This is a genomic window from Paraburkholderia sp. A1RI_3L (assembly GCF_048957895.1).
In the GTDB taxonomy this organism is placed as follows: Bacteria; Pseudomonadota; Gammaproteobacteria; order Burkholderiales; family Burkholderiaceae; genus Paraburkholderia; species Paraburkholderia kururiensis.
Window position 1 is genome coordinate 508683 of sequence record NZ_JARCHA010000002.1, and the last position, 25157, is coordinate 533839.

The window sequence follows — 25157 nt, forward strand, 5'->3', positions numbered from 1 at the left end:
GACCGCATCGACCGCCGGCCGGCATCTGGCCGAAGCTCAACGCCTCCAGTGGCCGTGTCCCCAGTAGCCGCCGTGATGCCAATACGGCCGGCCCCAGTAACCGCCGACCACCACGCCCGGCGGCGGACCGTAGTAGTAAGCCGGAGCCGGCGCGTAGACGACTGGCGGCGGAGGCGGTGCGTAATAAACAGGCGGGGGCGCAGCGTAGACAGGATAGGCAGGGGCCAGCGGCACCCCAATGCCGACGCCGATCGACACATGGGCCTCGGCCGCACCCGCAAGCCCCAAACCGAGCGCGGCGGCAACGACAAACGAAACGGTCTTCTTCACTTCTCTTCTCCTTGCGGCACGGCACCCTGCCGGCCCGCATGACGGTACGGTCATGCGTTCAATGTAACGAAAACGCCGTTATGCCGCCGACGCCATTTGTTGCAAATTGCAAGGTCCGTGAACGCGTCGGCGAGCAGGAGGAACGGCCGCTACATATTGGATTCGCGCGGCCCATGTGAATTCAAGATAAATCAAGACATTTGCGGTGCCGTGTCGATAGTCAAAGGCGTTCTTACCGGCTCGCCGCCAGCGGCCCACGCCGGACCGGTAATGTTTAATTACAAATTCGGGGGTGGTGGTGTTGTGATCCGGCAGCACGGGTCATGCCGTTGTGTTGGACTTGCGCGCCGCTGCGGAACGAAAGAAGAGCCGGCAGCAGCATCAAATCGCCTGACGGAAAAACAAAACGCCCGGCACGTGGCCGGGCGCTCGGGGTCTGTTCATAAGCGATTCGCCGGCTGGGCCCGCGGCGCTATCCGACTTTGACGTAGGTGAATTCGCGGCTCACGCTGGGCGGCACGTAGGCGCCGCCGATCTGCACGCGTGGCGTCAGACGTTTTCTCTGGTCCCACCACCGACGGCGCTGCGAGTGGGTCAGGAACCGCAGGTGTTTCCGGTAAGAAAAGATGCTCATGGTGAACGCTCCCGAAACGAACTGCCGGATAGAAGCAACACGACGACCAACCACAACGGAAAGCCGGAGCCGAGCGGAAATTGTGCGCAGTTTCCGTTGCGTCAAGGGCATGGCCCGTACATGAGCCGCGGCATCCGCCATACTCGGCCAGTACTGTTCTGAGGAAAGCGCCCGTCGCAACGTAGCGGCCATCACGCCACAGCGTGTTGCCCGACGACGCCCGCCCAAACCAGCCGTCCGCCGCCGTTATCGCCCTTTTGATGGGCGATACTCCACCCTTTCCGTATTCATTTCGTCGGAGCAGAAACCATGTCTCTGTCCCCACTACCTCGCATCGGCTTCATCGGTGCGGGCCGCATCGCGTTCTGTCTCGCGCACGGCTTCTCGCGCGCCGGGTATCCGGTGGCGGCCATCGCGAGTCGCACGCCGGAGTCGGCTCGTGCGCTCGCCAGTCAGATCGGGCAATGTGCCGCGTACGACGACCCGCAAGAGGTTGTCGACGCAGCCGATATCGTCTTTCTAACCGTCCCGGACGATGCCATCGGTTCGACAGCGAACAGTCTTCGCTTCGACCCTTTGTCCGCGCGCACTGGCGCCTGGGCCCTCGTGCATTGCAGCGGCGCGTCGCCGGTGGAATTGCTTTCAGCCGCTCGCGACCAAGGCGCTGCGACCGGTGGTTTTCACCCACTCTACCTGTTCGCCGGAAATCTCGCAGACCTGGCGCGCATCGCCGGCTGCTCTGTCACCATCGAGGCGGATGGTCGTCTCAAGGACGCCCTCACGGACCTCGCCCGCGCGCTCGGCTGTCATCCGCTCTCGATCCCGCCGGGCGGCCGCATGCTGTACCACGCCGCCGCACACTATGCGGCGAGCTTCGCGCTGTGCAGCCTCGCAGAGTGCGTCGCCCTGTGGCGCAAGCTCGGTTTCGACGAAAACGATGCGCTGCGCGCCGTCTTGCCCATGCTCTCCGGCACGATCGAAACCGCTCGCGACAAAGGGCTCGTCAATGCGCTTGCCGGCCCGGTGTCGCGCGGCGATGCGGGCGTCGTGGAAAAGCAGCTCGCGCTGCTCGAATCGCTGGGCGGCGACCATGCGCCGCTCTACGCGCTCATGACACGACGTGCCATCCAGCTCGCACGCAGGCGCAAGGCGCCGCCCGCGACAATCGACACGATGGCGAGCGCCGTCGAGGCGTCGCTCGTGCGCACGCTTGGCCGCATTCCGGCGGATGCAAGCGGCGAGTAAGCCGTGATAATGTGACGACCGGCGCGGCGCCATCCATTTGCCGCGCGAAGGCGGCGCGGGGCGCATGCCTTCGGGGCGCTCACGCGAGGCTGCGCCCCACGCGGAACACCATTCGACAACAAGGCCGGCGCATCCATCGATGCGCCCTGAAAGAAAAGGACACGCGATGTTCGGCGATATCGCCCGCTTTCTGCTCAATACCGTTTTCACGCTGTTCGGCGCCGCCTTGCTGCTGCGCGCCTGGCTGCAGTTCGTGCGCATGCCGCCGTACAACCCGGTCTCCAGCGCCGTGCTGCAGGTCACCAACTGGCTCGTGCTGCCGTTGCGGCGCGTGATTCCGGGTGCGCGCGGTATCGACTGGGCAAGCGTGGTCGCCGCGCTGATCGCGGCACTCGTCTACGTCGTGCTGATGGTGCTGATTGCCGGCGTCGAACCGCTCGGCCTGCTGCCCATGCTGCTCCTCGTTGCCGTGCTCACGGTGGTCAAATGGGCGCTGAACCTGCTCATCTGGCTGACGATCCTGATGGCGCTGCTCTCGTGGCTCAATCCGCGCTCGCCGGCCATGCCGATTCTCTATCAGCTCACCGCACCGTTCCTCAATCCGTTGCGCCGCGTCGTCCCGCAGGTAGGCGGAGTCGATCTGTCGCCGATCCTGCTCTTCGTGATCGTGCAGGTGCTCCTGATGGTCGTGACGAGACTGGCGGTGTCGCTCACGTTGTTCGGCATTTGAATGCAGTAAAGCTCGTGTGCCGCGCCTGCGGCGCGCGAGATTGCGGAATTCGGGCAAAACCGCGTAGAATTGCGTGCTCCGCGGGCGTCGTATAATGGCTATTACCCCAGCTTCCCAAGCTGGAGACGTGGGTTCGATTCCCATCGCCCGCTCCACCAGGCACCACAGGCCTTGCTGGTAGCCACACCGGCCAGCACCTCTCCCGGCAGCAGCGGTATCCGCGCTCCCAACTGCCAAACTCCGATTCCGATCAAATCAGGCAATCGCCGAACGACGGCGCCTCGGGCGTTCGCCACACCACGTGCATCGTGACGCGGCACATCCTGCCCGGCTGGGAATTTCCACGCGGCTCAATTGTCTGTGTACGGTTAATATCCGTTTTCCCCGTATTCGTTCGCGTGGCTGCACAGATGGAACGCTTCTTCATGTCGCGCTCGCGTGCAATTTCCCTGCTCGTCGAGACCCGCCAATCGATGCTCGCCGAGGCCGACCATTCGTCGTCGACCACGGAGGCTCAGCGCATGCGCGCGGCGGTCAATCAGATCGACCGCCTGCTGCTCGACGTGCGCGCCGGCCGCACGCGCGAGTTCGAACTCGGCAGTCCCACGCCGATGCGCGTCATCGTATCGCTGTAAGCGCAGGCCGCGCCGACGGCCCGTCCAGGGCGTCTCAATCCTTCCAGGCCGAGCCGAGAATGATCGAGCAGAAGTTTTCGCGGTGATAGTGCGGGTCCTTGAGCGCCAGCACGTCTGCCTTTACGTTGCCGAACGTGGTTTCCGGCTTGTGCATCGTTCCGCACGCGAACGCGTGGATGATCCCCTCCTTGAACCCCAGCCCGCGCGGATGCGCATGCGTCACCTCGTGGCGCTGCTCGTCCGTGAAGTCGTGGTACGCGAGCCCGAGCACGTCCATCTCCACTCCCGCCGTCACGAGCGCGACCACCGGCCGCTTGTGCTTCGGGATGCCCGGCGTGGTGTGCAGCGCGATGGCATCCCAGACGTCGTCGATATCCGCGGCGCCGATACCGTGGCGGCGCAAAAAATCGCGCGCCGCGTTGGCGCCGTCCACCTCGAAGCGTTCGTCTTTGCTGCTGTAGGGTTCGACAAGCCCCATGTCGTGAAACATCGCGCCGATGTAGAGCAGTTCGGGATCGTAGGCGAGCCCTTTGCGCTCGCCCGTCAGCGCGCCGAACAGAAACACGCGGCGCGAATGATGAAAGAGCAGATCCGTTTCCGTGTCGCGCACGAGTTCGGTCGCTTCGCGCGCCATCGCGCTGTCGGGAATCTTGATGCCGGCAATCGTCTGTGTCATGTGGAACCTCGATGAGAATAAGCCCGCGCATGTCGTACGGATGACGCGGACAAGTTGTGACGGTGGCCTGACGTATCCAGCCACGTACGAAGGACGTAACGCCCCCTGCTCGATGTGGGCATGGGCGCAGGCGCCCGTGCGGGAATCGAGGCGCGTGCCGGCACGTATCGACGCCAGTGGCTTTGCTATGCTCGTGCATCGTTGCCCGCCGGAAGCGAACTTCCATGCCACCGAGTATTGGTGCACGGGCTTCCTCGGGCAACGCCGGCGGACCGCCGGACACTGCCAAACGCACGTTGTCTTCTGCCGCACGCATCGCCGTGCGCGCCGCGATGGCGAGTGCCGATGCGCGCGTCGCGGCGAATTGAGCCGGCGCCATAGAATCCAAAGGACTCTTCCTCATGCGCACCGTCGCGATTGCGATCTTTCCAGGCGTGCAGGCGCTCGACGTCGCGGGCCCGGTCGACGTGCTCGGCGAGGCGAACGCGTTTCTCGCGCCCGAAGATCGCTACGACGTCATGCTGCTCGCCGATACCGCAGGCGCCGTCCGTGCCTCCAACGGCCTTACGCTTGCGCCTCACGACACCTTTGCGCGCGCGCCGCGCCGCTTCGATCTCGCGCTCGTGGCCGGCGGGCCGGCGCTGCCGCGAGGCGACGCACCGTCCGGCGTTACGGAATGGCTTTCCGGCGTCGCCGCGGGCTGCAACCGCTACGGCTCCATCTGCACAGGTGCATTTGCACTAGGCCGCGCCGGCCTGCTCGAAGGCCGCCATGTCACGACGCACTGGCAGCACGCGCAACAGTTGGCCGAGCAGTTTCCGCAAGCGCGCGTGGACTTCGATCGCATCTATCTGCACGACGGGCCGCTCGTGACGTCCGCGGGCATTACGGCCGGCATCGACCTTACGCTTGCTCTGGTTGCTGAAGACCACGGTCCGCAGCTTGCGCTTGCCGTGGCGAAGCGGCTCGTGGTGTTCGCGCAGCGCCAGGGCGGCCAGTCGCAGTTCAGCCCCTACCTCACAGCCCCTGCCGACGACACATCGCCGGTCGCCAAGGTGCTGGCTCACGTGATGACGCACATCCGGGAATCGTTCACGGTAAGCGAACTCGCGCAAATTGCGGGCATGAGCGCCCGCCACTTCGCGCGTGTGTTCGTCCAGCAGACGAACATCACGCCGCACGAGTTCGTCGAGCGGGCGCGCATGGATTCGGCGCGCAAGCTGCTGGAGAGCACGAATGCCGCGTTGAAAACGATCGCCTACGACTGCGGATTCGGCACCTCGGACCGCATGCGGCTCGTCTTCATGCGGCGCATCGGCGCGACACCGATGCAATATCGCGAGCGATTCCGCGCCACACTGCAACGTGATGGCGATACCGAGGTTGCGCGCGAGAAACCACCGCGCTGACCGGCAAGTTCTACCTTGCGGCGGCACGAGAGCGGAGCTGCCACGACGCCTACTCCGGTTGGGGCCGAGCCCTAAATGTTTCGGACAACATCACAACACGCGGCTCGCCCAGGTGCCTCACAACTGCCGCGGAATTACGCCCTCAACGCCCCCCTTATCCACGCATTGCTTTACGGCGACTCTCTCTACAGTCTCGTTGCGCGGCACTGCATTGACCGCGCAATTCGTCTGGAGAAGTTCTTTGAAGATTCTGATCACGCTCGCGACTGTCGTACTCGGCGGCGCGCTCTGTGCCGGCCCTGTCGCGGCACAAGAAGTCTATCTACAAGGCGGCACGCAAGGTGGCGGCGCCGGCCTCGCAGTCGGCGTCACCCACTGGCTCGGCCTGCATGCCGACGTCAACGGCTTCGCCTTCAGTCACTCGTTCAACGCAGGCGGCAACGAGTTCGACGGGCATCTGCGCATCCTGCATGGCGGCGGCTATCTGGATCTGTTCCCGTTTGCGAGCAGTTCGTTCCGCCTGACCGGTGGCTTGCTTCTGGATGCCGACCGGCTCCAGGGCAACGCAGTGCCGACCAACGGCACGTTCTCGTTCAACGGCAAGACCTACCCGGCGCTGCCCGGCGCCTACGCGAACACGACAGTGAAGTACCCGGTCGCGATGCCATACCTGGGCATCGGCTTCGGTCACAAGCCGACCGCCAAGGGCTTCGGGCTCGTGGCGGATGTGGGCGTCGCTTACGGACGGCCGCGCGTCGACTTCAGCGTCTCGCCCGACCTGCAGGCGCTCGCGGACGGCGACATCCAGCGGGAAGAGCAAAAGATTCGCGATTCGGTGCAGCGCTACCGCTTCTATCCGATCGTCCAGATCGGCGCGAGCTACCGCTTCTGAGATCGTTGTTTTCTGGCCGCCAGCAGACCCCGCGGCCCCCTTCCTGCCGACACATTCCAGGCGACCCTTGGTTCAAGGGCCGCCTGGCTGCGCTGCTATAATCCGCGCCTGCGAAACCAACGAACACGGCGCCACCGATATGGCGCGACAGTGTGGAATCGCGCAGAGATGGGTGACGAAGTACCGGCGCGCCTCGATGCGATCGGCGAGCGGGCTGATGGAAATCGGGCAACCGCTGCAAAAGCGGGCGATTTGCCATGTGGCATGAACCGCAGCAACGCGACGCATCCCGCAACTGCGATTCGGCGTACGCCTTGCGCGCTTTCCAGCCAGGCGACCTGCTGCGATCCGCTGCGTCAACTACGGTGGCGGCATCGCGCTTCGGTGCATCGCTAAACACGCCGCCTTTCGTCGTTGCTCCGTCCGCCGGTCTTTCGCTATCGCGCCCCACGGGCTCCCGCGGCCGAACGCGACGCCAGAACCCTGCCTCATACGCTCACCTCAGTCCCAGACACGCAGTCTCACACGATGATCCACGACCAGAACGACGCCGAACTGCCCGGCAACACGCCTGACGCAAACCTGTCCGCTGAAGCTCCGCAGCCTGATCCGTCCGCGGACGATGCAACCGACGATGTGCTTCACCGCCGTCGCATCCGCAGCTTCGTGACGCGGGCTGGCCGTGTTTCGACGGGCCAGCGCCGCGCACTCGACGAACTGGGCCCGCGCTTTGTCGTGCCGTATGCGGCCGAGCATCCGGACTGGGACGTCGTCTTCGGACGCAAGGCGCCGCGCGTGCTGGAGATCGGTTTTGGGATGGGCAACAGCACAGCCGAAATCGCAGCGCATCGTCCCGGCGACGACTTCCTCGGCGTCGAGGTGCACGAGCCTGGCGTAGGCGCGCTGCTGAAGCTCATAGGCGAACACGAGCTGACGAACATCCGCATCGTGCAGCACGACGCGGTCGAAGTGCTGGAACACATGATCGCGCCCGGCAGCCTCGACGGCGTGCACATCTTTTTCCCCGATCCATGGCACAAGGCGCGCCATCACAAGCGCCGGCTGATTCAGCCGCCTTTCGTCGCGCTGCTCGCCTCACGCATGAAGCCGGGCGCCTACCTGCATTGCGCAACGGACTGGCAGAACTACGCCGAACAAATGCTGGAGGTGCTGAGCGCCGAGCCCACGCTCGAAAACACCGCGCCGGACTACGCGCCGCGCCCCGACTATCGGCCGGTGACGAAGTTCGAACGCCGCGGACTGCGGCTGGGTCATGGTGTGTGGGATCTGATTTTCAGGCGTCGCGCGGACTGACGGAACACACTGGCCGCGCACCCGTGGGGGCCACGCGACGTCCGCGTCATTCGCCCAGATCGAGGCCGCCGCTATAGCCGATCAGCAGGATCACGAGCCCGAAGCCGATGCGATACCACGCGAAAGCCGTGAAGTCATGCGCGGCGACATAGCGCAACAACCACCGCACGCAGGCAAACGCGCTGACGAACGCAGCGGCGAAGCCGAGGGCAAACAGGCCGAGCGAATCCGCTGACAGCGCGTGCCAGCCTTTGTACAGCTCGTAGACCGTGGCGCCGAAGATGACCGGAATGGCGAGGAAAAACGAAAACTCCGTGGCAACGCGCCGGTCAAGTCCAAACAGCATGCCGCCGATAATCGTGGCGCCCGAACGGGACATGCCCGGAATCAGTGCAGCGCATTGCGCGCAGCCTACCTTGAGTGCGTCTGTGGCCGTGAGTTCGTCCATAGACTGCACACGCGCCTCCGATTGAGCGATGACGCCGGCCGCAGCGCTGCCACCTGGCGCCGCGCCTGCAGCGGCCGCTACGGCCCGGCGTTCCCGCTGACGCGATTCCGCCCAGAGAATAATCACGCCGCCCGAAACGAGCGCAAAGGCCACCGATACGGGAGAAAAAAGCACGGCCTTGATGGCGTTCCCGAACAGCAGCCCCAGCACGATGGCCGGCAACGTGGCGATGACGACGTTCGCCGTGAAGCGCCGCGCATCCGGCTTCGACGCCAGTCCGGCGACCACATCCGCGATCTTGCGGCGGAACTCCCAGCACACCGCGAGGATGGCGCCCAGCTGGATCACCACGTCGAAGGTCTTGCCGTCGTCGTTATTGAAACCGAGCAGGCTACCCACGACGATGAGGTGCCCCGTGCTCGAAACGGGCAAGAACTCGGTCAAGCCTTCCACCAAACCCAAAATCAGTGCCTTGCAGGTCAGAATCCAATCCATCGGGCTCTCTCTCCAGAGTATTCGTGCCGGAGCCACGACGGTTGCGTGCGGCCCGCTTTCGGCCGCACGCGCGTCATTTCTCGACGATCTGCACGCGTATGCCGTTTGTAAGGATAGTGATTGTACCGGGTTCGTAGCTCACCCCGGCAAACTGAAGCTGCTCCGGCTTGAAGGTGTAGACCGGATAGTTGGTCAGTAGCTGGGTAGCCAGCACGCCAGCGGCCGCGTTGATCTGCTGCGTGTAAGCCGCGGCGTCGCCGTTCACCGCGACGTTGTCGACGCTCGGCTCATGCAGCACCACCGAACGGCTGGCCTCATCCCACGCGAGCTGGCTGGACAGCGTGAAGACGCCGTCAACCGGCTGCCGCAGAAACGGGCTCGCCAGATGCGCGTCGAGCCGCACGGAAACGCGGTTGGCGTCGGGCAGCAGCCCCACCACCGGATGACTGAGCGCCACGTCGAAGACCTGCGACACCGAATGCTCGTACGGGAACTTGCGCTGCACCGCATCCTGCACCTGCTGCTGGGAGAACGTGTAGTGGTCGGGGATAAATGGAAAGATGCCCGTTGCACACGCCGTCACCGACAAGGTGGCGCCGGCGGCCACGCACATCCCGAGCAGAAAGGTGCGGCGGGAAATCGGTGGCCGACCAAGCGGTGGCCGGCAAACCGGTGCAGCGGTTCGATTCATATGAAATCTCCTGTTTCCTGATGCTGGCGGCAGGCCATGCCCGCGCGCCGCGAGTTTGACGTTAGGGTCGAGTCTGCGCCTCGAGGTTAGCAAGCCACGTCAGGGCCGAGCCGCGCGATTCGCCGCACATTTCCACCTGAGGATTGAGGCCGGAGCAGCAGGCAGGCCGGTCCGGCGAGCCGAAGATCCGGCAGCGCATATCGTCCGAAAGCTGAATACACCGAACGCCCGCGGGCTTGCCGTGCGGCATGCCCGGAATGGGGGTCGTAATGGACGGCGCGATACAGCACGCGCCGCAGCCCGGGCGACACGCATGGCCGGGCACATTGAAGGGGGAATCGGTACTCACCAACGGCTTTCCGGTTTGGAGAAAGTTGCAATACATCAAAATCCAGCCCGCTTTGCGGAAGTACATTGTGCCATCGACCACCCGTGCGACCGTTTGCACAGTGCGGTGGATCGCCACTCCCGTAGATCGACCAGACCCGAAGCCCGATGCGCAACCGCTCCGCCAACCACGACGATTCCATGCCGCTGCTGCCAGTTCATCCTGGCCCGCTGCACGCGTTCGTGCCCCGGAATGAGATGCAGGAGCGCCAAAGCGCTCTATCGTGCAAGGCATCAGCCGGAAAGCTCCCATGACCGCAGCCGACACCCTCTTTCACCCCGAACTGCTTGCGAAGTACAGCGCGAACGGTCCGCGGTATACGTCCTATCCGACGGCGCTCCAGTTCCGCGACGACTTCGACATCGCCGACTACACCCGCGCGGCGGCTGATCCCGGCGCCAGCGACACGGATCTCTCGCTCTACTTCCACATTCCGTTCTGCGACACGGTGTGCTTCTACTGCGGCTGCAACAAGGTCATCACGAAGAACCGCGCGAGAGCCAGGCCGTATCTGGAGCGCGTCAAGCGCGAGATGGCGCTGCAGGCCGCGCTCTTCGATACCTCGCGTCCGGTGTCGCAACTGCATTGGGGCGGCGGCACGCCCACCTTCCTTTCGCATGACGAAATGGCCGAACTGATGGCCGCGACGCGCGAGCACTTCACGTTGCGCCCCGACGCCGAGGGCGAGTACTCGATCGAGATCGACCCGCGCGAAGCCAACGCGAAAACCATCGTGCAGCTACGCACGCTCGGCTTCAACCGGATCAGCCTTGGCGTACAGGACTTCGATCCGCTGGTGCAGCAAGCGGTCAACCGCATCCAGCCGCTCGAACTCACGACGAACGTCATCCGTGCGGCACGGGCCACGGGTTTCCACTCGATCAGCGTCGACTTGATCTACGGGTTGCCTCACCAGACGGTCGACAGCTTTAGCCGCACACTGGACACAATGCTCTCCCTCGCGCCGGATCGCCTCTCGGTGTTCGGTTACGCGCACATGCCTCATCTTTTCAAGATGCAGCGCCAGATCGACGCGTCTGCACTGCCGTCGCCCCAGGAACGGCTTGCGCTGCTGCGACTCGTGGTCGAACGGCTGACCGCGGCGGGCTACGTCTACATTGGCATGGACCATTTCGCGCTGCCCACCGACGAGCTCGCACTCGCCCAGGCGCAGCGCACGTTGCATCGCAATTTCCAGGGCTATAGCACGCGAGCGGACTGTGATCTGATCGCCTTCGGCGCCTCGGCAATCGGCAAAGTGGGCGATGTGTACGCGCAGAACGCAAAGGACTTGCCGGCCTACTCGGCGGCCATCGATGCAGGGCACCTCGCGATCACACGCGGCATCCGCCTCACTACGGACGACCGGCTGCGCCGCGACATCATCACGCAGCTCATGTGCAACCTCGAATTGCGCTTCGACGAGTTCGAGGCGGCGTACGGCATTCGCTTCGGCAACGCATTTGCGCAGGAACTCGAGCGCCTGCGCGAATTCGAGCGCGATGGCCTCGTTTCAATTGGCGGCAACCGCCTGGACGTGCTGCCCGCCGGCCGTATGCTGGTGCGCAACGTCGCCATGGTGTTCGACCGCTATCTCGGCACGCAGCGTATGGAGCGGTTCTCGCGGACAGTCTGAGCCTGTGGGCATCATCTTGCCCGGCAAACAGATTTGCGACATAATCCACGTTTCGCCACGCGCGGTTGCCGTGCGTGCGCCTCCACACAAGCCCAGGTGGTGAAACAGGTAGACGCAGGGGACTCAAAATCCCCCGCCGCAAGGCGTGCCGGTTCGAGTCCGGCCCTGGGCACCAAAAAATGTTGTTCGGCTCTCCGGCCCAGTCGGGCAAAAGCGCGTTTAATGGCGGCTCCGCGCCGCAGCACATAGATCAAGCGCTGACGGAAAGCTCAAACCCCTGCCACTACTTGCAGCCCAATGCTTTTTGTCATCGGGGATCGTGAGGGCTGATCCCAAATGCATCTTTCGAGACAATACCCCTGGCTGTACACCGTACGCAGGCGAAATCCGGATTCGCGTCCGATACGCAGTTTCCTTCTCACGCGATAGACATACGTATCCAATCCTCGCGAGAAAAAGTTCATATCGCTTCCCCAGAGCAATCTGATCAGCGTATGACGCGGCATGATTCGATCGATATTGCGAAATAGCAGCGAGGCGAGTTCGAATTCCTTCGGTGAGGTATCAATGAGCTCGCCATGGACTGCGATGGTGCCGTTACGCAAATCGAACGAATAACATCCAAATTCGATGCGTGAACTGTGCGACTGTGCCGCGTGTGAATCGACCCTGCGCATCAACGCCTCCACACGCGCCACCAGTTCCTCTCGCCTAAGCGGTTTGATCATGTATTCGTCGGCGCCCGCCTCGAACGCGGCAACCACTTCCTCCTCCGCTGTACGATTGGTCGCGAACAGCACGGGCATCCACACCCCCATGCGCGCGCGAACCCAGCCCAACACCTCGATGCCAGCGAACGGCCCGCTCGACCAGTCCAATATCAGCAGATCCGCGGTCGAATTTTCCAGGTATCGGATGAGTTGCCTGCCGTCGTTAAAGTGATGGACATCGTAGCCGCGCGATATCAGTGCGTCCTGGATGAGCGCGGCATCCAGAAAATTTCTCTCAAGAACAAGAATTTTCATTCCGCGAATATCTCCAAGAATTGGCCGAATGGCCATTAACAATTCAGTATGAGAATGAAATTCTCGTCACCGCTTAATCTGACTTTAATGGCCGCATCATCAATGGTGAAAATCTTTGAACTTTTCTGTACAGGAAGATGGCCTCGCCTGACCCGAGGCAATCGCACGTGTATCGAGAAATTACTCGAAATGGGCACAAAAAAGGCCCACCTCGAAGGTGAGCCATGGACGGTACTTCCGCGGTAATCGCCCTCGAACCAGGAATACGCTGGCCGGTATGGCATTTCGTTTTACCTGGAGCTAACTCGCAAGCGTTACTCGCGCTATTTCATCGCTCGTCCGCCGCAAAAACGATGCGGCGGTTCGCAAATCGCCCGCCGGGCGTCAGATTGCTCGCGACGGGTTGCGCGCGGCCGTAGCCCGTCGCTGTCAGTTGATCAGCAGGCGCACCGGCACTCACGAGAAAATCACGCACGGCCTGGGCTCTCTTCTGTGAAAGCTGGAGGTTCGCGTCGGCATTTCCGGCGTTGTCCGAAAACGCCGATATGGTTAATCGAACGGGATGGCCGCCATCCGCGCAAGCCTTCATGAACTGCGCGGCCTCGGTCAGCGATTCCTTTGCCGACGCTGGCACATGCCCGCTCGAACTCGCGAATCCGATCACCTGCAGGTTGAGAACGCCGGCCATGTCTGGCGCGGCGCAGCGGCGGTCGGTCTCGACGATGTGGGCCATGGCGCGCAGGTAAGCATCGGTGGCCGAGGTGGTGGCCTCGTCCGCGTTGAAGACCGCAATGTTGTAGATGGGACCAAGTTGTCGCTGCAAACGCGAGCGCCAGTCCGATGCGTTCGCAGCGAGAGCGCCGGCGAGCTCGATCCGTGTTCCCTCGATCCGCAATGCGGCCCCCGGAACAGTCATGGGCGCCAGCAGATCGTCGAGGTGGCCAAGCCAGCCCGCGGACGCCACATGCGCGTCGAGCCTCACGTCGACATGGACGCGCCCCGCGGCGGCGTTGCGGCCCAGCGCGTCGAGAAGCTTCTCCTTCTCCGTTTCGTCCTTCAGAACGGCCTCAAGCATCGGAACGCCAGCGCGACTCGCGCCGAATGCGAGTTGCGCCTTGGGCACAGTATCGTGCTCGAGCGGGTGCGGCTCACCGGAACGCAGCGCAGACACAAGGGGGATGCTCCCCGCTACCGCGGAAGCGCCAACGGGCGCACTTGCCGTTGCAGGCACGACCGACACGGATGCGGCCGCAGTGGATGCAGCCGCCGAGCCGCCCGCGACGGCCTGGCTGGCGACCGCCGGGCCAGCGACCGCTACCGGCCTGCTGGCGGCGACCGTACTCGCTGCCGTAACCGCGCCCACAGAAGTCGTTCCGCCCAACCCGGTCGCGGCAACAGATTGGGAACTGGCCGCAGCAGCGGCCGGCTTCGCCTCGTCCGCCCCGCCTGCGGGGTGCAGACGGCTCCACGTGAAAACCCCACCCAGTACGATGGCAAGCATGGCGAAAAGAAGCCATGCCCATCTGCCCGCCTTCCCGGCTTCGATCGGCGCAATGTCAGATGAAGAGCGCGCTGCGGTAGCCCTTGGCGAAACGGCTACCGGCTGCCTCGGCGCAGCAACTTCCGGCGCTGCGGTCACGGCACGGGTTGCGGCACCCAGCCGGGAAGCAATCGAACGCTGGAACTCGCTGGCATCGGCAAAGCCCATGGCCTGCGCGACGGTATCGGAGATACGACCTGAGACGGCCGACAACTGTGCGCGAAGCATCGCGGGCAACGCTGACTCGTGGGCCTGTTCGAGCAGCAGATGGTGCTTGAGCACGCCGAACAACACGGCGGCCACCATGCCGGTCAACACGTGCGTGGCCTGGGAGGGAAGCCCGGTCTGCGCCGCCACCTGATCGCCCAGCACGGCAACGCGCCGGCCGGTAGCGTGGGTGAGCAGCGCGTCGCCGGCTGTCTCAAGGTCTTTGATGCCAGCGGTCGCGGCCGTGAGCTGCACCAGCTCTTCGGCGATATGTGGATTCGCTTCCTTCGATCGGGCTGCCTCGAAAATCGCGGCGTTACCTTCGGCCGAGATCGCCGCCGCCATCAACGAGGCCACGAGGGCAGGCGCGGCACAGCCCACCATGTGTTCGAGAATCTCAGGCGACAGACCGATCTGCGTGGATAGCTGCTTCCTGACCGGCTCGGAAAACGTGTGATTGGTCGACTGTACTAGATCGATCTGCTTCAATGCGAACCCCTGCTCAGGAACAAGCGGACGGCCCGATCTGCCGTTTTCCCGACGGCAGACAGGCTGACAAACCGCTTGCACCTTAGCAGTGGAACGATGGCCAGACTGTCAAGGTTTGTTACGGTACGCCGGTGCGATAGACCCAACGCAAGGACGATGGATGCGCACACGGCGGAGTGCCGGACGGCTCCTGCAAGGAAGCCGTGACGAGAACGCGTCTACGGCCGGATCGGAAGATAGAGGGAAAGGGAAAGCACCGCGCGGAGGTGCTCAGGGACTCAGGCGGACTTGCGGCGCGGACGCGCTCCGAGCGTGCTGCGCGTGCGATACGTCACACCGTGCTGCTCGAGGTAGTCGCGGATCAACTGGCGCACGACCTGCGACGGCGTAAGGTCCTGCGCCGCGCACAGCTTTTCGAACGCCTCCTTTTTCACGGGATCGATCAGAACAGTCAGTCGGGCGCTTTTTGTTTCCATGGCAGACGGAGGAAGAATTTGACGTATGTTAATCAAATTATAATACACGCCGCTCGCCGGGCAACGTCGGCTGCGAAGGCAAGAGACAGCGAGACAGAGCAGCACGCCCCGTTCATCGTCCGTCCGCGCGTCAACACGTTTGTCGATACACGTCGGCCGCGGCGCGCTGCGGGCCAAGTACTTCGCAAACAGCCTGGACTGCCGCCGCCTCGTCTGGGCCTGTCGCAACAATGCGGACTTCTGTGCCGGGCCTCACCCGCAGCGACATGACTGACATCGCGTCTTTGCCGTTGACGAAACGGCCATTCGCAAAGCAGACAATCTCGCTCACGAAGCCAGAGGCAATGCAGGCCACCGTCGTCGGCTCATATCCTGGCCGCCCCCAACGACGATCCACCTCAACCCACCCTTCCATCACCACCATTCCTCATAGATAAGTCAGCGCAAACCGATTCCTTGCGCCCGTGCGAGGCACTTGCGAAGTCGCCGCGGCAACAGGCCGCCACACCTCAGCCTCAAACCGCTCCATTGCCACTGGCACCGGCAAAAAAGGCGAGCAGTTGCGCATCCCAGCTGTCGTCGGTCAGCGTCACGTGCGCCGCCCTGGTCTGTTGCAGCTCGCGATCCAACTGCACGACATGCAGCGATCTCGGCTCCACGGGCTCCAGGAAGAACTTGCCGCTTGCGTCCAGAAACAGGACGGGCTTCGCCCGATAGCGCGCCGCACGAACAGACGTTGCATCGAAAACGTGCCGCGCCGATTCTTTGGGATAAACGAACGCGACATTGACGCCTTGCGCCTCAAGTCCGCCGCACGCGCCGGCAAAGCGGTAGAGCATCTGGAAGCCCCGTTCGGCGGCACGGCCCATGCCCACGACGATGAGCCCATGCTCGCCCGTCAGATCACGGACGAACCTCGGTGTGTAGTCGAGCGAGATAAGCGGCGCGGACGCCTCGATTGCCTTGCCGCCGATAAGCGCCTGCGGATTGGCGGCATCCGGCTCGTCCGGCATGCAGTGAGGTTCAGGAAAGCCAGGACCGGCTTGTGACTGCGACATAACTGCTCCTCACCGTAACGCGACACATCGAATGTGCATGAAATTAGCATAGCGCGAGGCCGTGCACCATGAATCGCGCAACGGACATAACGTCGCAGGTCAACCTGGCCGTTCGGCCTCACGGCCGGCCTTGTGGAATCTCACCGGCAAAGCTGCTAGCATGCTAACAGCATTACCATGTTGTGATAACCACATGATTCTCCGTATTTCAGGCCAAAACGCGCAGCCTTGCGCGGCCGTCACCCGGCGCTCATAAGCTTTCTCAACGAGAACGACTCACGATGGCCCCGTCCTCCCTTCTTCATGGCGTGCTCCTCGTCATTGCAGGGTGGCTTGCGGTTGCAACGCTCGGTATCGCGAGCCTGCGCCGCACGGGCATCGTTGCTCATATGCTGTTTCCCGCCGGTGCCGCCATCGGTCTGTTGCTCGCGGCAATCGGCGCGGCCGGCGTGTTCCAGGCTCCCGCCGAAGCGATCCTGCCGGTCGGCTTGCCGGGCCTGCCGTTCCACGTGCGCCTCGACGCCCTCTCCTCGTATTTCCTCATGGTGCTGGGCGCGATAAGCGCCGGCATCAGCGCCTTTTCGAGTGGGTATTTCCGCAAGGGCGAAGGCACGCCGCCGGGGCTTCTCTGCTTCGAATATCACGTGTGCCTCGCGAGCATGGCGTTCGTCCTGATCGCCAACGACGCCTATTGCTTCATGGTGGCGTGGGAAGCCATGACGCTCTCGGCCACGTTCCTCGTCATGAGCAATCACCGGTTGCCGGAGATCCGTCGCGCGGGCTATCTGTACTTTCTGATTTCGCACGTCGGCGCGCTCGGGCTGCTGCTGTGCTTCGGCCTGCTGCAGGCCGGCACCGGCGACTACACCTTCGCCAACATGCGGCTGCAGAACCTGAATCCGTTCTGGGCCTCGCTCGCTTTCGTACTCGCGCTGTTCGGATTCGGCACGAAAGCCGGCATCTTCCCGCTGCACGTGTGGCTGCCCGAGGCGCACCCCGCCGCGCCGTCGCCGGTGTCGGCGCTCATGAGCGGCTTCGTGCTGAAGGCGGGTCTTTACGGCGTGCTGCGCGTCGTCTTCGACTTGCTGCATCTGCAGATTGCGTGGTGGGGCGTCGTCATGCTAGGGCTCGGGCTCTTCTCGGCGCTCTCCGGCGTGGTCTTCAGCGCGGTCCAGACCGACATGAAACGGCTGCTCGCCTGGTCGTCCATCGACAACATCGGGCTGATGTTCGCCAGCCTCGGCCTCACGGTGCTATTCAAGGCGTACGGCATGCCGGCGCTCGCGGCGCTCTCGCTCACCGCGCTGCTCTATCAGATTGCGAGCCACGCTGCGTTCAAGAGCCTGCTGTTCCTCTCGACCGGCTCGGTGCTCCATGCCACGGGCGAGCGCAACCTCGGCCGGCTGGGCGGACTGATCCGCTACATGCCATGGACCGCGCTCGCCGCGCTAGTGGGCGCCCTCTCCAGCGCGGGTTTGCCGCCCCTCTCCGGATTCGTCTCCGAATGGCTGCTGCTGCAAAGTTTTCTGTTCACGCCCGGCCTGCCCGACCCGTTCCTCAACATGATCGTGCCGATCGTTGCGGCGCTGATCGCGCTCGTGGCGGCGCTGGGCGGCTACACGATGGTGAAGTTCTTCGGCATCGTCTTTCTCGGACAGCCCCGCGAGGCCAAGCTCGCCCGTGCGCATGACGCGAGCCCCTGGGAACGCATCGGCTTCGCCTGGCTCGCGGCGCTTTGCGTGCTGCTCGGCCTCTTGCCGGTACAGTACGCGGGCTTGATCGACCGCGTCACGAATGCGCTTGTCGGCGCTGGCATCGGCCAGGCGCTGGCCCGGCACGGCTGGCTGCTGCTCGTGCCGACCGAAGCCAGCCGCGCCAGCTACATGCCCGCAGTGTTCGTGCTCTTCTTCCTCGGCTGCTGCGGCCTTGCCTGGCTGCTCGTACGCCGCTTCTATCACGGCAGGCTGCGCCGCTCGATTCCGTGGGCCTGCGGCTTCCCGTTCGCAAATGCGCGCATGCAGGACACAGCGGAAGGATTCGGCCAGCCGATCCGCGAAATCTTCGCGCCGCTCATGCAGATCGAGCGGCAGTTGCCTTCGCCGTTCGACACGCAGCCCACCTATCACGTCACCGTTTCGGACCGCGTCTGGACGCTGCTGTATCTGCCCATCGAACGGCTCGTGAGGCAGGTCGCCGCGCTCGCGGGCCGGCTCCAGACCGGGCGCATCGCGATCTATCTGCTGTACAGCTTCGTCGTGCTCGTTGTCCTGCTCATGCTGGTGAGACGATGATCACGTTCTCCGGCCTGCTCTCCCAGGCGCTCGAAATCGTCGTTGCGCTCGCGGTCGCGCCGCTGCTCACGGGCTGGGTGAACATCTGCCGCGCATGGATGCAGAATCGCCGCGCGCCCTCCATCTGGCAGCCCTACCGGATGCTGCACAAGCTGTTCAACAAGGAGTCGGTGATTGCGCACGGCGCGAGCCCGGTGTTCCGCGGCGCGCCCTATGTGATCTGGGGCGCCATGACGCTCGCCTGCGCCATCGTGCCCACGCTCTCCACCGACCTGCCGCTTTCCTCCGCCGCCGACGCCATCGCGCTCGTCGGCCTCTTCGCGCTCGCACGCGTCGCCGTCTCGCTCGCCGCCATGGACATCGGCACCGCGTTCGGCACACTGGGCGCACGGCGCGAGATGCTGGTGGGCTTTCTCGCCGAGCCGGCCTTGCTGATGGTGCTGTTTTCGGCCTCGCTTATCACGCAGTCCACGCTGCTCACGCACATCGTCGCCACGCTCAGCCATCGCGAGCTCGCGCTCTATCCGAGCCTCGCGTTCGCGGGCATCGCGTTCACGATGGTCTCGCTTGCCGAAAACGCGCGGCTGCCCGTGGACAACCCCACCACGCACCTCGAACTCACGATGATCCACGAGGCGCTGATCCTCGAATACTCGGGCCGCCATCTTGCGCTCATGGAATGGGCGGCAAGCCTCAAGCTATTCGCGTATTCGTGTATCGGCATCGCGCTGTTCGTGCCCTGGGGCATGGCCGAGGCCGGCAATCCGCTGGCGTTGCTCGTGGCCATTCCGGCGCTCGCCGTGAAGCTGCTGGCGGGCGGCGCCATACTTGCGCTGATCGAAACCAGCAACGCGAAGATGCGTATCTTCCGCGTGCCCGAGTTTCTCGCCACCGCGTTCCTGCTCGCCGTGATCGGCATGCTGGTTCACTTCCTGCTGGGGGCGTAAATGCACAGCGCTCACAGCCTCGCTACGCAGATCATCAACTTCCTCGCGGCCATCCTGCTGCTGCTCTCGTTCGCGATGCTGAGCCAGCGGCGCATCCTTTCGCTGATTCATCTCTACACGCTGCAAGGTCTTGCGCTCGTCTGCGCGAATGTCGTGCTCGGCTACGTGGCCGAAGACGCCCACCTGTACGTCTCCGCCATGCTCACGCTCGTGCTCAAGGTCGGCGTGATTCCGTGGATTCTCTACAAGCTCGTGCAGCGCCTCAACGTGAAGACGGACGTCGAGCCACTGCTCAACATTCCGGCCACGCTGCTCATCGGCATCGTGCTCGTGATCGTCGCGTTCAACGTGGCCACGCCGATCAGCCAGCTCGCCTCGTCCGAGGCGCGCGGCACGCTCGGCATTGCGCTCGCCTGCGTGCTGCTCTCGTTCATGATGATGATCACGCGCTCGAAGGCGATTCCGCAGGTGATCGGTTTTCTCTCGATGGAGAACGGACTCTTCTTCGCGGCAGCGGCTGCCACCAACGGCATGCCGATGATCGTGGAACTCGGCATCGGGCTCGACGTGCTCGTGGGCATCCTGATTCTGGGCGTCTTCATGTTCCAGATCCGCGAGCAGTTCGACAGCCTCGACATCCATCACCTCGAAAAGCTCAAAGATGATTGACGCGTGGATCCTGATGGCCGTCTGCGGCACGCCGCTCGTTGCCGGCGCGTGCCTCGCCGTGCTCGGGCAGCGGCCGTTCGCACCGGACCTCAACGTCGCGTTCAGCTTCCTCACCTTCGTGGCCGCGATGCTGCTGGCCGCCCTCACGGTCGCGCACGGGCCGTCGTTCGCGCTCGGCAAGCTGTTTTTCGTCGACCCGCTCAACGTGTTCCTCGTCGCGCTCACGGCCTTCGTCGGCTGGACGACGTCGATCTTTTCGCGCCCGTACATGCGCATCGAACGCGACCGCGGCCGCATGACCGCCTCGCGCATGCGGCTCTACCACAGCATGTATCAGCTCTTCATGTTCGCCATGCTGCTCGCGCTCACCACGAACAACATGGGAATACTCTGGGTCGCGATGGAAGCCGCCACGCTCGCCACCGTGCTGCTCGTGAGCGTGTACCGCACGGCCGCGAGCCTCGAGGCCGCGTGGAAGTACTTCATCCTGTGCGGCGTGGGCATCGCGCAGGCGCTGTTCGGCACCATCCTGCTCTATCTCGCCGCGAGCCGACAGTTGGGCGGCAGCGACGCATTGCTCTGGAGCAGCCTGAACACCGTCAAGGGAAGCCTCGACCCCACCATCGTCTCGCTCGCATTCGTGTTCCTGCTGATCGGCTACGGCACCAAGGTGGGCCTCGTGCCCATGCACAACTGGCTGCCCGACGCCCACGCCGAAGGCCCCACGCCGATTTCGGCCGTGCTCTCGGGCCTGCTGCTGAACGTCGCGCTCTACGCGGTCCTGCGCTGCAAGGTGCTCGCGGACGGCGCGCTCGGCAATGGTCTGCCGGGCCGCATGCTGATCGGGTTCGGGCTGGTTTCGGTGCTCGTCGCCACGTTCGCGCTGTTCCGGCAAAGGGACGTGAAGCGTCTCTTCTCGTACTCGTCGATCGAACACATGGGCCTCATGACGTTCGCGTTCGGCCTGGGCGGCCCGGCGGCCACGTTCGCGGGCCTGCTGCACATGACGGTGCACTCGCTCATCAAATCCGCAGTGTTCTTCACGGTGGGACACGCCGTGCAAAAGACGGGCACGCAGATCATGGACGACATCCGCGGTCTGCTGCGCGTGAGCCCGGTGGTGGGATGGGGGTTGATGCTCGGCGCGCTCGCCATTCTCGGCATGCCGCCGTTCGGCGTGTTCGCCAGCGAATTCCTGATTCTCACAACGACCATGGCCCGCCTGCCCTGGGCCGCGCCGTTCCTGCTACTCGCGCTCGCGGTGGCCTTCGCGGCGATCTTCGCGCGCGTGCAGTCGATGGTGTTCGGCGAGACCACCACGGCGAAGGTGCTCGAGCACCGGCCGGCGCTCTTGCCCGTGTTCGTCCATCTGGGCCTCGGGCTCATGCTCGGCCTCTATGTGCCGCCGTATCTCGCCGAGTGGTACCGGCAGGCGGCCGCCATGATTGCGGGGTGAGCATGCGTATCGATGCTATCGGTCTTGCCAACCTCGTTCGTCTGCACGCGCTCTCTGCGCGGTCCGCGGCGTTCATTGCGCACGCCGATGCGAGCGAATGGCAGCGCACCGCACAAACGGTACGCCAGGGCAGCGGCCGGCTAGTCTCGCTCTGGGGCGCCGAAGAGGCGCCGGGCCAGTTCTCGATTAACGCCGTCTACGCACTCGAAGACGGTCTGTTGTGGGTACGCCTTGCGCTGGACGGCGCTACGCCCGACAGCGCCTCCTATCCCGACCTGTCCGGCATCTTCGCGTGCGCCACGCGCATGCAGCGCGCCGTGCACGACCTGGTCGGCCTAAGCGCGGCCGGCGCCGCGGACACGCGCCCCTGGCTCAATCATGGCAACTGGCCGGCGGACTACCATCCGCTGCGGCAAAGCCAATGGTCGGGGCGCGAGTCGTTCGAGTCGAACGAGGCGGATTACGCCTTCGTGCCCGTGGCAGGCGATGGCGTCCATGAGATCGCTGTTGGGCCCATTCACGCCGGCACCATCGAGCCGGGGCACTTCCGCTTCTCGGTGGTCGGCGAGAAGGTGCTGCGACTCGAAGAGCGGCTCGGCTACACGCATCGCGGCATCGAGCGCCTGTTCGGGGCCACGCCCCTGCTCGAAGGACACCGGCTTGCCGCGCGCATTGCAGGCGATTCGACGGTGGCGTTCTCGTGGGCGTACTGCATGGCGCTGGAACGCGCGCTCGACGTGCCGGTCCCTCCGCGCGCCCAATGGCTGCGGGCGCTGCTGCTGGAACGCGAGCGCGTGGCGAACCATCTGGGCGACCTGGGCGCGCTCGGCAACGACGCCGGCTTCGCATTCGGCCTCGCGCAGTTCTCGCGCCTCAAGGAAGACTGGCTGCGCCTGAATGCGCGCGCGTTCGGCCACCGCTATCTCATGGATCAGATCTTGCCCGGTGGCGTGGCGCGCGACCTCGAACCCGCGCTCGCCGACGCCATCGTCGTGCAGTGCGCGCAGATCGAAGGCGAGGTTCGCGTGATGCAGCGCATCTACGACGAGCAGTCCGGTTTGCAGGACCGCTTCTCGACCACGGGCCGGCTAACGCCCGCGGTCGCGGCGCACTTTAGCGTCTGCGGTCTCGCCGCGCGTGCGAGCGGGCAGGCAATGGACGTGCGCGTCGACCATCCGCATGCGCCCTACGACGCGCTCGCCCCCAGAATCGTCACCGACGACCGCGGCGACGTCGCCGCCCGCGTCGCGGTGCGCTTCAACGAAGTGAGCGAGTCGCTGCGGCTGATCCGCGTGTTGCTCGAAGGACTGGAGGAGCTCGCGGGCGAGGCTGCCGCGACAGGCCAAATCGCCGCGCCCGTGGACGTGACCCGCGCGCCTTCGCGCGGACTCGGCTGGGTGGAAGGCTGGCGCGGCGACGTGCTCGTGGCACTCGAAACAGGCCCGGACGGCACGATTGCGCGCTGCCATTGCCACGATCCGTCGTGGCAGAACTGGCCCGCGCTTGAGCACGCGATCATCGGCAACATCGTTCCCGACTTTCCGTTGATCAACAAATCGTTCAACCTCAACTACGCGGGGCACGACCTGTAATGTGGCAACTGCTCAAACAGATCGCGCGAACGGGCACGCCGACGGAGCCCGCGCCGGCGCCCGAGGACGCGTGGCGCCAACCCGGCTCAAGCTCGGGTCCGGGCACGCAGGGCGCGGAAGACGCCGCACAGGCCGAGCTCCAGCAAGCCATTCTCGACGTACTGGGCCGGGCGCTGTGCATCCGCCAGATTGATGGTGGTTCGTGCAACGGCTGCGAACTGGAGATCCACGCGCTCAACAACCCGTACTACAACATCGAAGGCCTCGGCATCCGATTCGTGGCAAGCCCGCGCCATGCGGACATGCTGCTCGTCACCGGGCCGCTCACGCTGAACATGAGGGAAGCCGTCCGCGAGGCCTATGAAGCCACGCCGGCCCCCAAGCTCGTCGTAGCCGCGGGCGACTGTGCCTGCACCGGCGGCCTCTTCAAAGGCAGCTACGCCGTGAGCGGCCCGCTGTCGACCCTGCTTCCCGTCGATGTCAGCATCCCCGGCTGCCCGCCCACGCCCGCCGATCTGCTCAAAGGCATTCTGGCCGCGTTGCGCGCGAGCACCGCGGCGCAAGACACGAAGTCCACTTCCTCCACCACGCTTTCCGAATGAAGCAGCCCGTCAAGTTTGTCCTGCGTTACACGTTCGTGCCGTTCCTCGCCCTCGTGGCGGTCGTGATATGGGTCTGGCCGCGTTCCTCGGCTGAAATCGATGCACGGCAGTACGCGTCGCTCTCGCTCGCCTGGCCCGCCTTTCCGCCTGAACTCCGGCACGACGTGGCCGACGCCATGAAGTCGGGCCAGTTGAGCAAATGGGATTACTCGTCGCTCGTGCGCAAGTCGCTCGACGACGGCATCGCGCTCGACTGGCCGCAGCAGAACGGCGACGTGCAGCAGGAACGCGCGAAGCTTGACGCGCTTGTCAACGCCGAACGCCCTTGACGGGCGACACCGTCTTCTCGTCCTTGTCTCCTTTGTCCCACTCGCTGAATTCCTGCGCGAGCAGATCGACGCAGGCGCGCACCTTCGCGAGCCCGGCGCGCCGCTCGGGATAAACCGCCCAGATATTCGCGGGCTGAATCGCCTCGGGCAGCACCTGCACCAGCGCGCCGCTTGCGATGAGCGGCGCCACGTCCCAGATGGAGCGCAGCACGATGCCGTAGCCGGCCAGCGCCCACTGCACCGCAATCTCGCCGTGATTCGTGGAAAGCGGCCCGTCCACTTTCACCGTGGTCGGCGCGCCGTTCACCGTCAAGCGCCACACGCCGAGCGGATGGTCGCGCTCCTTGATCGGCAGGCAGGCGTGCGTTCTCAGGTCCGCGACTTCGGCAGGCGCGCCGCGGCGCGCAAGATAGGCCGGCGACGCGCACAGCACGCGATGATTCGACGCGAGGCGCGTCGCGATGAGATGCGGCGCGATCTCATCGCCCACGCGAATGTCGATGTCGAACCCTTCTGCGGCCACGTCCACGAGCCGGTCGAACAGTTCGAGCCGCACGTTGAGTTGCGGATACTGCGCCGAGAGCCGCGCCACAGCGGGCGCCACGACATGCCGCCCGAACCCGAAGCTGCTCGACACCCGCAGCGTGCCGCGCGGCACGCGCCGCGCGGTGGAGACCTCGTCCACCAGATGATCGACGTCGTCGAGAATCTTCTGGGCCCATGCCAGCACGCGTTCGCCGGCTTCGGTCAGCGCCACGCGTCGCGTAGAGCGATGCAGAAGGCGCGTACCGAGTTCGGCTTCGAGCACCGCCACGCGCTTGCTGACGAACGCGGGCGACATGGCCAGCTCCGCCGCCGCCGCGCTGAAGCCGGCGTGGCGCGCCACCGCGCGGAACACGCGCAGATCGTTGAGATTCGGCGTTTTATTCACGTTTCGTGGAAAGTGGGTTAAC

Annotated in this window: 26 protein-coding genes and 2 tRNA genes; 16 read left to right on the top strand and 12 right to left on the bottom strand. The window is 64.6% G+C overall.

Annotation, left to right across the window (positions count from 1 at the left end):
- Positions 1–36 precede the first annotated feature (36 nt).
- Both PXJ20_RS08385 and PXJ20_RS08390 read right to left on the bottom strand, forming a co-directional pair.
- On the bottom strand, positions 37–384 hold the full coding sequence (locus PXJ20_RS08385) for a hypothetical protein (protein WP_233411300.1): 348 nt from the start codon (positions 382–384) through the stop codon (positions 37–39).
- A gap of 418 nt (positions 385–802) precedes the next feature.
- Entirely contained in the window at positions 803–964 is a 162-nt protein-coding gene (locus tag PXJ20_RS08390; protein ID WP_168724576.1) for a hypothetical protein, read from the bottom strand.
- A 309-nt stretch (positions 965–1273) separates the two neighbouring features.
- Between PXJ20_RS08390 and PXJ20_RS08395 the strand changes: the two genes are divergently transcribed.
- The 4 genes from PXJ20_RS08395 (at position 1274) to PXJ20_RS08410 (ending at position 3574) form a co-directional block, all read left to right on the top strand.
- Positions 1274–2209: a Rossmann-like and DUF2520 domain-containing protein gene (locus PXJ20_RS08395; protein ID WP_026121360.1), complete on the top strand. Its 936-nt coding sequence runs from the start codon at positions 1274–1276 to the stop codon at positions 2207–2209.
- A gap of 166 nt (positions 2210–2375) precedes the next feature.
- Positions 2376–2939 (top strand): YggT family protein, encoded by a 564-nt coding sequence (locus tag PXJ20_RS08400; RefSeq protein WP_017774458.1) that lies wholly within the window; start codon positions 2376–2378, stop codon positions 2937–2939.
- Positions 2940–3019: 80 nt separating this feature from the next.
- A tRNA-Gly gene (locus PXJ20_RS08405) sits at positions 3020–3094 on the top strand.
- A 255-nt stretch (positions 3095–3349) separates the two neighbouring features.
- Positions 3350–3574 (top strand): hypothetical protein, encoded by a 225-nt coding sequence (locus PXJ20_RS08410; protein ID WP_017774457.1) that lies wholly within the window; start codon positions 3350–3352, stop codon positions 3572–3574.
- A gap of 34 nt (positions 3575–3608) precedes the next feature.
- Here PXJ20_RS08410 and PXJ20_RS08415 read toward each other — a convergent pair whose 3' ends face one another.
- Positions 3609–4250, bottom strand: a complete 642-nt coding sequence (locus PXJ20_RS08415; protein WP_017774456.1) for an HD domain-containing protein — start codon at positions 4248–4250, stop codon at positions 3609–3611.
- Between the two features lie 401 nt (positions 4251–4651).
- Here PXJ20_RS08415 and PXJ20_RS08420 point away from each other — a divergent pair, with 401 nt between their 5' ends.
- The 3 genes from PXJ20_RS08420 (at position 4652) to trmB (ending at position 7865) form a co-directional block, all read left to right on the top strand.
- Positions 4652–5659, top strand: a complete 1008-nt coding sequence (locus tag PXJ20_RS08420) for a GlxA family transcriptional regulator (protein WP_421029752.1) — start codon at positions 4652–4654, stop codon at positions 5657–5659.
- A gap of 241 nt (positions 5660–5900) precedes the next feature.
- Positions 5901–6551 carry a hypothetical protein gene (locus PXJ20_RS08425; protein WP_017774454.1) on the top strand — a complete coding sequence of 217 codons (651 nt, stop codon included), beginning with the start codon at positions 5901–5903 and terminating at the stop codon, positions 6549–6551.
- A gap of 528 nt (positions 6552–7079) precedes the next feature.
- Positions 7080–7865 (top strand): tRNA (guanosine(46)-N7)-methyltransferase TrmB, encoded by a 786-nt coding sequence (gene trmB / locus PXJ20_RS08430; RefSeq protein ID WP_421029753.1) that lies wholly within the window; start codon positions 7080–7082, stop codon positions 7863–7865.
- A 46-nt stretch (positions 7866–7911) separates the two neighbouring features.
- On the opposite strand, the gene PXJ20_RS08435 is transcribed toward trmB, so the two are convergent.
- From PXJ20_RS08435 to PXJ20_RS08445, 3 genes are all read right to left on the bottom strand, one after another.
- Positions 7912–8808 (bottom strand): undecaprenyl-diphosphate phosphatase, encoded by an 897-nt coding sequence (locus PXJ20_RS08435; protein WP_421029754.1) that lies wholly within the window; start codon positions 8806–8808, stop codon positions 7912–7914.
- A gap of 73 nt (positions 8809–8881) precedes the next feature.
- The gene (locus tag PXJ20_RS08440) at positions 8882–9499 is read right to left on the bottom strand and encodes a DUF1439 domain-containing protein (protein ID WP_421029755.1); all 618 of its coding nucleotides are present in this window, start codon (positions 9497–9499) and stop codon (positions 8882–8884) included.
- A 61-nt stretch (positions 9500–9560) separates the two neighbouring features.
- Positions 9561–9884: a YkgJ family cysteine cluster protein gene (locus PXJ20_RS08445; RefSeq protein ID WP_421030944.1), complete on the bottom strand. Its 324-nt coding sequence runs from the start codon at positions 9882–9884 to the stop codon at positions 9561–9563.
- 253 nt (positions 9885–10137) lie between these two features.
- Here PXJ20_RS08445 and hemN point away from each other — a divergent pair, with 253 nt between their 5' ends.
- On the top strand, positions 10138–11523 hold the full coding sequence (gene hemN, locus PXJ20_RS08450; RefSeq protein WP_126877936.1) for an oxygen-independent coproporphyrinogen III oxidase: 1386 nt from the start codon (positions 10138–10140) through the stop codon (positions 11521–11523).
- A gap of 90 nt (positions 11524–11613) precedes the next feature.
- Positions 11614–11698 (top strand) — tRNA-Leu (locus PXJ20_RS08455).
- Between the two features lie 94 nt (positions 11699–11792).
- Here the strand turns inward: PXJ20_RS08455 and PXJ20_RS08460 are convergent.
- The 5 genes from PXJ20_RS08460 to PXJ20_RS08480 form a co-directional block, all read right to left on the bottom strand.
- A complete protein-coding gene (locus PXJ20_RS08460; protein WP_160167475.1) occupies positions 11793–12548 on the bottom strand; it encodes a response regulator transcription factor in 756 nt (251 codons plus the stop codon).
- 328 nt (positions 12549–12876) lie between these two features.
- Positions 12877–14784 carry an OmpA family protein gene (locus PXJ20_RS08465; protein WP_421029756.1) on the bottom strand — a complete coding sequence of 636 codons (1908 nt, stop codon included), beginning with the start codon at positions 14782–14784 and terminating at the stop codon, positions 12877–12879.
- A 278-nt stretch (positions 14785–15062) separates the two neighbouring features.
- Entirely contained in the window at positions 15063–15260 is a 198-nt protein-coding gene (locus tag PXJ20_RS08470) for a ribbon-helix-helix protein, CopG family (RefSeq protein ID WP_017774447.1), read from the bottom strand.
- Between the two features lie 130 nt (positions 15261–15390).
- Complete coding sequence (locus PXJ20_RS08475; protein ID WP_017774446.1) at positions 15391–15684, bottom strand: HPr family phosphocarrier protein; 294 nt, start codon at positions 15682–15684, stop codon at positions 15391–15393.
- 91 nt (positions 15685–15775) lie between these two features.
- Positions 15776–16273, bottom strand: a complete 498-nt coding sequence (locus PXJ20_RS08480) for a hypothetical protein (protein WP_421029757.1) — start codon at positions 16271–16273, stop codon at positions 15776–15778.
- A gap of 326 nt (positions 16274–16599) precedes the next feature.
- Between PXJ20_RS08480 and hyfB the strand changes: the two genes are divergently transcribed.
- From hyfB to PXJ20_RS08515, 7 genes are read left to right on the top strand one after another with little or no spacing between them, the layout of a single operon-like run.
- Entirely contained in the window at positions 16600–18609 is a 2010-nt protein-coding gene (hyfB, locus tag PXJ20_RS08485) for a hydrogenase 4 subunit B (RefSeq protein ID WP_421029758.1), read from the top strand.
- Positions 18606–19556, top strand: a complete 951-nt coding sequence (locus PXJ20_RS08490) for a respiratory chain complex I subunit 1 family protein (protein ID WP_017774443.1) — start codon at positions 18606–18608, stop codon at positions 19554–19556. The genes hyfB and PXJ20_RS08490 overlap by 4 nt, the downstream gene beginning before the upstream one ends.
- A complete protein-coding gene (locus PXJ20_RS08495; protein WP_017774442.1) occupies positions 19557–20225 on the top strand; it encodes a formate hydrogenlyase in 669 nt (222 codons plus the stop codon).
- Positions 20218–21681, top strand: coding sequence for a hydrogenase 4 subunit F (locus PXJ20_RS08500; protein ID WP_421029759.1), 1464 nt, complete (start codon positions 20218–20220; stop codon positions 21679–21681). Before PXJ20_RS08495 ends, PXJ20_RS08500 begins: the two co-directional genes overlap by 8 nt.
- A gap of 2 nt (positions 21682–21683) precedes the next feature.
- Complete coding sequence (locus tag PXJ20_RS08505; RefSeq protein WP_421029760.1) at positions 21684–23273, top strand: NADH-quinone oxidoreductase subunit C; 1590 nt, start codon at positions 21684–21686, stop codon at positions 23271–23273.
- Positions 23273–23875 carry an NADH-quinone oxidoreductase subunit B family protein gene (locus PXJ20_RS08510; RefSeq protein WP_421029761.1) on the top strand — a complete coding sequence of 201 codons (603 nt, stop codon included), beginning with the start codon at positions 23273–23275 and terminating at the stop codon, positions 23873–23875. Before PXJ20_RS08505 ends, PXJ20_RS08510 begins: the two co-directional genes overlap by 1 nt.
- Positions 23872–24204 carry a hypothetical protein gene (locus PXJ20_RS08515; protein ID WP_421029762.1) on the top strand — a complete coding sequence of 111 codons (333 nt, stop codon included), beginning with the start codon at positions 23872–23874 and terminating at the stop codon, positions 24202–24204. The genes PXJ20_RS08510 and PXJ20_RS08515 overlap by 4 nt, the downstream gene beginning before the upstream one ends.
- Here the strand turns inward: PXJ20_RS08515 and PXJ20_RS08520 are convergent.
- On the bottom strand, positions 24185–25135 hold the full coding sequence (locus tag PXJ20_RS08520; RefSeq protein WP_421029763.1) for a LysR substrate-binding domain-containing protein: 951 nt from the start codon (positions 25133–25135) through the stop codon (positions 24185–24187). The genes PXJ20_RS08515 and PXJ20_RS08520 overlap by 20 nt on opposite strands.
- Between the last annotated feature and the right edge of the window lie 22 nt (positions 25136–25157).

Bases quoted from the DNA above. Each gene is read 5' to 3' on its own strand.
- PXJ20_RS08385 (WP_233411300.1), bottom strand. From the start codon at position 384: ATGACCGTACCGTCATGCGGGCCGGCAGGGTGCCGTGCCGCAAGGAGA.
- PXJ20_RS08390 (WP_168724576.1), bottom strand. From the start codon at position 964: ATGAGCATCTTTTCTTACCGGAAACACCTGCGGTTCCTGACCCACTCG.
- PXJ20_RS08395 (WP_026121360.1), top strand. From the start codon at position 1,274: ATGTCTCTGTCCCCACTACCTCGCATCGGCTTCATCGGTGCGGGCCGC.
- PXJ20_RS08400 (WP_017774458.1), top strand. From the start codon at position 2,376: ATGTTCGGCGATATCGCCCGCTTTCTGCTCAATACCGTTTTCACGCTG.
- PXJ20_RS08410 (WP_017774457.1), top strand. From the start codon at position 3,350: ATGGAACGCTTCTTCATGTCGCGCTCGCGTGCAATTTCCCTGCTCGTC.
- PXJ20_RS08415 (WP_017774456.1), bottom strand. From the start codon at position 4,250: ATGACACAGACGATTGCCGGCATCAAGATTCCCGACAGCGCGATGGCG.
- PXJ20_RS08420 (WP_421029752.1), top strand. From the start codon at position 4,652: ATGCGCACCGTCGCGATTGCGATCTTTCCAGGCGTGCAGGCGCTCGAC.
- trmB (WP_421029753.1), top strand. From the start codon at position 7,080: ATGATCCACGACCAGAACGACGCCGAACTGCCCGGCAACACGCCTGAC.
- PXJ20_RS08435 (WP_421029754.1), bottom strand. From the start codon at position 8,808: ATGGATTGGATTCTGACCTGCAAGGCACTGATTTTGGGTTTGGTGGAA.
- PXJ20_RS08440 (WP_421029755.1), bottom strand. From the start codon at position 9,499: ATGAATCGAACCGCTGCACCGGTTTGCCGGCCACCGCTTGGTCGGCCA.
- PXJ20_RS08445 (WP_421030944.1), bottom strand. From the start codon at position 9,884: ATGTATTGCAACTTTCTCCAAACCGGAAAGCCGTTGGTGAGTACCGAT.
- hemN (WP_126877936.1), top strand. From the start codon at position 10,138: ATGACCGCAGCCGACACCCTCTTTCACCCCGAACTGCTTGCGAAGTAC.
- PXJ20_RS08460 (WP_160167475.1), bottom strand. From the start codon at position 12,548: ATGAAAATTCTTGTTCTTGAGAGAAATTTTCTGGATGCCGCGCTCATC.
- PXJ20_RS08470 (WP_017774447.1), bottom strand. From the start codon at position 15,260: ATGGAAACAAAAAGCGCCCGACTGACTGTTCTGATCGATCCCGTGAAA.
- PXJ20_RS08475 (WP_017774446.1), bottom strand. From the start codon at position 15,684: ATGGTGGTGATGGAAGGGTGGGTTGAGGTGGATCGTCGTTGGGGGCGG.
- PXJ20_RS08480 (WP_421029757.1), bottom strand. From the start codon at position 16,273: ATGCCGGACGAGCCGGATGCCGCCAATCCGCAGGCGCTTATCGGCGGC.
- hyfB (WP_421029758.1), top strand. From the start codon at position 16,600: ATGGCCCCGTCCTCCCTTCTTCATGGCGTGCTCCTCGTCATTGCAGGG.
- PXJ20_RS08490 (WP_017774443.1), top strand. From the start codon at position 18,606: ATGATCACGTTCTCCGGCCTGCTCTCCCAGGCGCTCGAAATCGTCGTT.
- PXJ20_RS08495 (WP_017774442.1), top strand. From the start codon at position 19,557: ATGCACAGCGCTCACAGCCTCGCTACGCAGATCATCAACTTCCTCGCG.
- PXJ20_RS08500 (WP_421029759.1), top strand. From the start codon at position 20,218: ATGATTGACGCGTGGATCCTGATGGCCGTCTGCGGCACGCCGCTCGTT.
- PXJ20_RS08505 (WP_421029760.1), top strand. From the start codon at position 21,684: ATGCGTATCGATGCTATCGGTCTTGCCAACCTCGTTCGTCTGCACGCG.
- PXJ20_RS08510 (WP_421029761.1), top strand. From the start codon at position 23,273: ATGTGGCAACTGCTCAAACAGATCGCGCGAACGGGCACGCCGACGGAG.
- PXJ20_RS08515 (WP_421029762.1), top strand. From the start codon at position 23,872: ATGAAGCAGCCCGTCAAGTTTGTCCTGCGTTACACGTTCGTGCCGTTC.